The organism is Saccharopolyspora sp. NPDC002376, from assembly GCF_053593195.1.
This window is the reverse complement of record NZ_JBSFBZ010000123.1, coordinates 1-3,823: the sequence shown is the minus strand read 5'-3', so window position 1 is coordinate 3,823 and position 3,823 is coordinate 1. Positions and strand designations below refer to the sequence as shown.

At 65.1% G+C, this 3,823-nt stretch carries 7 protein-coding genes; all 7 read left to right on the top strand.

What is annotated here, in order from left to right:
* Positions 1-561 precede the first annotated feature (561 nt).
* The gene (locus ACWCO2_RS36690) at positions 562-753 is read left to right on the top strand and encodes a hypothetical protein (RefSeq protein ID WP_450132405.1); all 192 of its coding nucleotides are present in this window, start codon (positions 562-564) and stop codon (positions 751-753) included.
* Positions 754-811: 58 nt separating this feature from the next.
* Complete coding sequence (locus tag ACWCO2_RS36685) at positions 812-1,189, top strand: hypothetical protein (protein WP_450132404.1); 378 nt, start codon at positions 812-814, stop codon at positions 1,187-1,189.
* Positions 1,186-1,494 (top strand): hypothetical protein, encoded by a 309-nt coding sequence (locus ACWCO2_RS36680; protein ID WP_450132403.1) that lies wholly within the window; start codon positions 1,186-1,188, stop codon positions 1,492-1,494. The genes ACWCO2_RS36685 and ACWCO2_RS36680 overlap by 4 nt, the downstream gene beginning before the upstream one ends.
* Positions 1,487-1,690, top strand: a complete 204-nt coding sequence (locus tag ACWCO2_RS36675) for a hypothetical protein (protein WP_450132402.1) — start codon at positions 1,487-1,489, stop codon at positions 1,688-1,690. Before ACWCO2_RS36680 ends, ACWCO2_RS36675 begins: the two co-directional genes overlap by 8 nt.
* 32 nt (positions 1,691-1,722) lie before the next feature.
* Positions 1,723-1,989, top strand: a complete 267-nt coding sequence (locus ACWCO2_RS36670; RefSeq protein WP_450132401.1) for a hypothetical protein — start codon at positions 1,723-1,725, stop codon at positions 1,987-1,989.
* Positions 1,990-1,991: 2 nt separating this feature from the next.
* Complete coding sequence (locus ACWCO2_RS36665; protein ID WP_450132366.1) at positions 1,992-2,183, top strand: hypothetical protein; 192 nt, start codon at positions 1,992-1,994, stop codon at positions 2,181-2,183.
* A 95-nt stretch (positions 2,184-2,278) separates the two neighbouring features.
* Positions 2,279-3,682, top strand: coding sequence for an FtsK/SpoIIIE domain-containing protein (locus tag ACWCO2_RS36660; RefSeq protein ID WP_450132400.1), 1,404 nt, complete (start codon positions 2,279-2,281; stop codon positions 3,680-3,682).
* Positions 3,683-3,823 lie beyond the last annotated feature (141 nt).

Here is a 3,823-nt window from a genome sequence, read left to right as displayed (position 1 = left end):
CTGACCGTTGACCCCGGCGAGGGCTTCGAGGAGGGCACCTACGTCCAGCTGGTCGACGCGACCACGAGCCCGTGGCAGAACGAGCGCAACGGCCGGTTCTCCTCGGGCATCTCGTTCAAGGCCAACGGCCTGACCCCGGCTTTCTGAGCTTCGCCGCACACGATCTGACTTCCATTTCCTCATTCTTCTTTTAAGCCTTTCGGCTGTTTGTTCTTTGAGACCTACATAGTGGGCCGAGCCATGCCTTTTTCGGCGCAGAATTATGCGTCGGGAAAGCGATATTGGCCCCCGGATTTATTGCCGGGGGTCTTTATGGTTTTCCAGCTATCGAAAGGGAGTGATTGCTATGCAGTCCTTGGGATTGCAGTACTGCCCGGCGTGCGACATCCCCCACCGGGCTTACCCGCACTCCGGCGACCAGTTCTGCCGCCGCGACACCGGCGGGGTGATCAACGGTGGCTGAGCCGAACGAGTACAAGCCGACCGCGCGGACCGACCCGACGACCGGCGAGCAGTGGCTGGAGCCGGACGACAGCTAGGCGGACGAGAAAGGAATTCGCGATGCCTAGTGAAGCTCTGGAGATTCACGCCATGGCGAGAAAGCTCAAGGATGTCCGCGAAAGCCTTGATGAGTTCGCCCGGCGTACGAGATCCAGGGAGGGCGAGCGGAACTGGCGAGTGCCGTTCGCCCAGTCTGCGATCGAGGAAGCAATCGATGAATTGTCTGTAGTCGCTAGCGAATGGGGTGAATGAGATGAACGGCGTTGATTTCCACGGTTCCGGCTGCATGGGTTCGGGGCGGTGATCGGCGGTGGTTGAGGAAACGGACCTGTTCGGCAACCCGATCGAGCCGCTCAAGCCGCGGGAGAACCCGCGCCCGCCGATCAACGACATGGACCTCATCGAGGAGGTGTTGCGCAAGGCGACCACTCAGGGGTTCGTCCTGGTGGGACAGCTCCGGGAGGACGTCTACGTGCGTACGACCGGCGATGAGGTCGAGAAGGTGTCCGCGGACCTGGATGCTGCGGTGCACCAGCTCATTGACGCCCGCTGGCTGGACGTCGGCGGCAACCACCAGGTGCGCTACGGGCGCTACACCGGCCCGGCGCGATCGGTGCTGGTTCCGAAGAGGACCCGCAAGGCCTCCTCCCGCTGGGCCGCATTGAGCAAGCCATGGCGGGCGGCATGAGCCGGGCGACGTGCTCACCGTTGTGTGGGCAGTTCACCGACGACCCGGCGTGCCGCTCCTGCCGGGTCGCGGTGCTGCGCGATGAATCCGGCAGCTACTCCGGCACCGAGAAGTTGCGGGCGCTGCTGACCGACGTGCAAAGCGAGGCACGTTTCTACGAGAACGAGGTGGCCGCATCTTCCGATCTGCCTTTCTCCTGGCGGCTGCTGGTCCTGCGGGACGAATTGCTCGGGGCGATCACGGCCATACAGCGCTGGGCCGAGCACCGCCTAGATGCGCTGGACAAGAAGGAGAGCAATGGCTGACTACGAGGAGGTGATCCGAGCAACGGGCGCGTGCATTGGCCGGTTGTGGCGGCTGGAATCGGGTTTCGTCTCGACCGATTCCACGGCGGCAATCCCGGCTACGCGGGAGTTCATGAGCCTCATGGATTCCGTGCAGCGCGCCCAGTTCCAGTTTGAGAAAGCACTGATGGATGCAGGCGAGGACGAGCACGCCTGAATCAGGTTCGATCGAGAAGGGAGTGATCAGTAGTGCAGGTGCAGTCGCTGAACAAGCGCGCAATGAACAAGTACCAGGAGTTGCACAACGCTTTGGAGGTGGTGCGGATCGCGCTGACCGAGGCCGCGACGCTTCACAAGAAGATCGTTGAGCCTTCGCACGAGGGTGTCGGTTGGCAGGTGCCCTCCCGCGAAGAGGTGGAGGCCGCACACAGCAAGGCCGTCGAGCAGCTCAACGCGCTGCACAACTCCACGGTCACGTGGGAGAAGGAACTCGTTTCGCGCGGATGGAGGGTCTGAGGATGGCGCGCAAATTCCAGGTCGATGCCGTGATCGAGGACATCGACAAGGCCATGACCAAGCTCCGCGACGCGATGGCCGGACTCCAGGTCCGGACGGCCGGGTTCAAGAAGGAGCACGACGAACTCGCCCGTCAGGTCGCGAACTACAAGGTCGATCTCGAAGACGTCGCCCCCTACATCAAGGCCTCGTAGGGCGCGACCGCACCACACCCGCAGGGGCTCGGCTGCCAGATCCGGTAGCCGAGCCCCTTCTTTATGTCCGCTGAAGGCATTTCAGGAGTTGATCAATGATGGGCAAGGACTCTCGTCGCAAGGGAATCGAGTGGCGCGCGGCCGGGTGGATGGCCCGCCACCCCGCCATGACCACCGCCCCGGCTGTGCTGGGCACGAGCATGGTCGAGTTCGGCCCGGTCACCACCGCCGGTGTGCTGGCCGGGGTCGGCGCGGCGGGTCTGTCCTGGTACCGAGGCCACCCGGGCACCTTCGACCGCCACGCCGCGCCGTGGATGAGGGCGTTCCGGCAACGCTGGGTCCGCTACATCGGCAGACGCTGGCGCGGGCTGATGATCGACTGCGAGTTCGGGCGGGAGAACCGCCGCACCGGCCACGTCGAGGTCCCCCGCCTGCTGCGGGTCCGCTCGGCATCCCCGTCGATCGACACCCTCTACATCCGACCGCTTCGCGGGCAGTCGTTCAAGCGGTTCCAAGACGCCCAGGACGAGCTGGCGATGGCGCTGCGGGCTGACGCGCTCGGGGTCACCAAGGTCAAGCCCGGCGTGATCGCGCTGACCGTGGTCCGCGGCAACCCCTTCACCGACATCGTGGCCCCCGCCGAGATCCCCGCCGACGCCGCCGACGTGGACCTCTCCGCGATCTACATGGGCGAGGACGAGCACGGCAACGACTGGACCGAACCCCTCATCGGCGGCAAACACCTCCTGGTCTGCGGTGCGACCGGTTCGGGCAAGGACTCGCTGATCTGGAACCCGCTTCTGGCGATGGGCCCGGCGATCCGCGAGGGCCTGGTCAAGGTCGACTTCCTGGACCTCAAGGGCGGCATGACCGCCGGGAGCCACCGGGACTCGGGCTTCTTCAACCGCTATGCCGACGACCCCGACAAGGGCCTGGAGGTCATCGAGGCCTTCCGCGACGACATGAAGGCCACCCAACGCTACCTAGCAGCTGAGGGTCTGCGGAACTTCACCGTCAGCCGCGAAACCCCGTTCCACCTGCTGATGATCGACGAGCTGGCCATGATGACCGCCCTCGGAAGCTCCGGCACCACCCGGGCAGCGATCAAGCTCATGGCAGAGGTCATGACACAGGGCCGCGCACCGGGGTTCGGGCTCTGCGCCTACGTGCAGGAACCCACCAAGGACATCGTCCCCGTCCGGGACCTGTTCACCAGCCGCGTGTGCCTGCGCACCTCCGCGGAGAACCACGCGGACATGGTCCTCGGAGAGGGCATGCGACAGCGCGGGGCCCTGGCCGATGAGATCCCCGCCGACGACGAGCACGCCGGCATCGGGTTCCGCGTCGACAAATACTCCCGACGCCCCGTCCGGGTCCGCGCCGGATACGCCACCAACGAGGACATCACCGAACTCGTCCGCACCTGCACCCCCGACCCGTCCAACGTCGTCCAGCTCCACCACGACGACGAGACCGACGAAGACGAACAGGCCGCCTGAAAAGGCCTGACACAGAAGGGACAACCGAATGTCAGAGCAGTTCAAACCCCGCTTCTACCGCGGGCACCGCGGCATGATCCTGGACCTCACCCCCACGGCCGCCAGCATCAGCATGGGGATCAACGGTGGCCCGGCGTACTC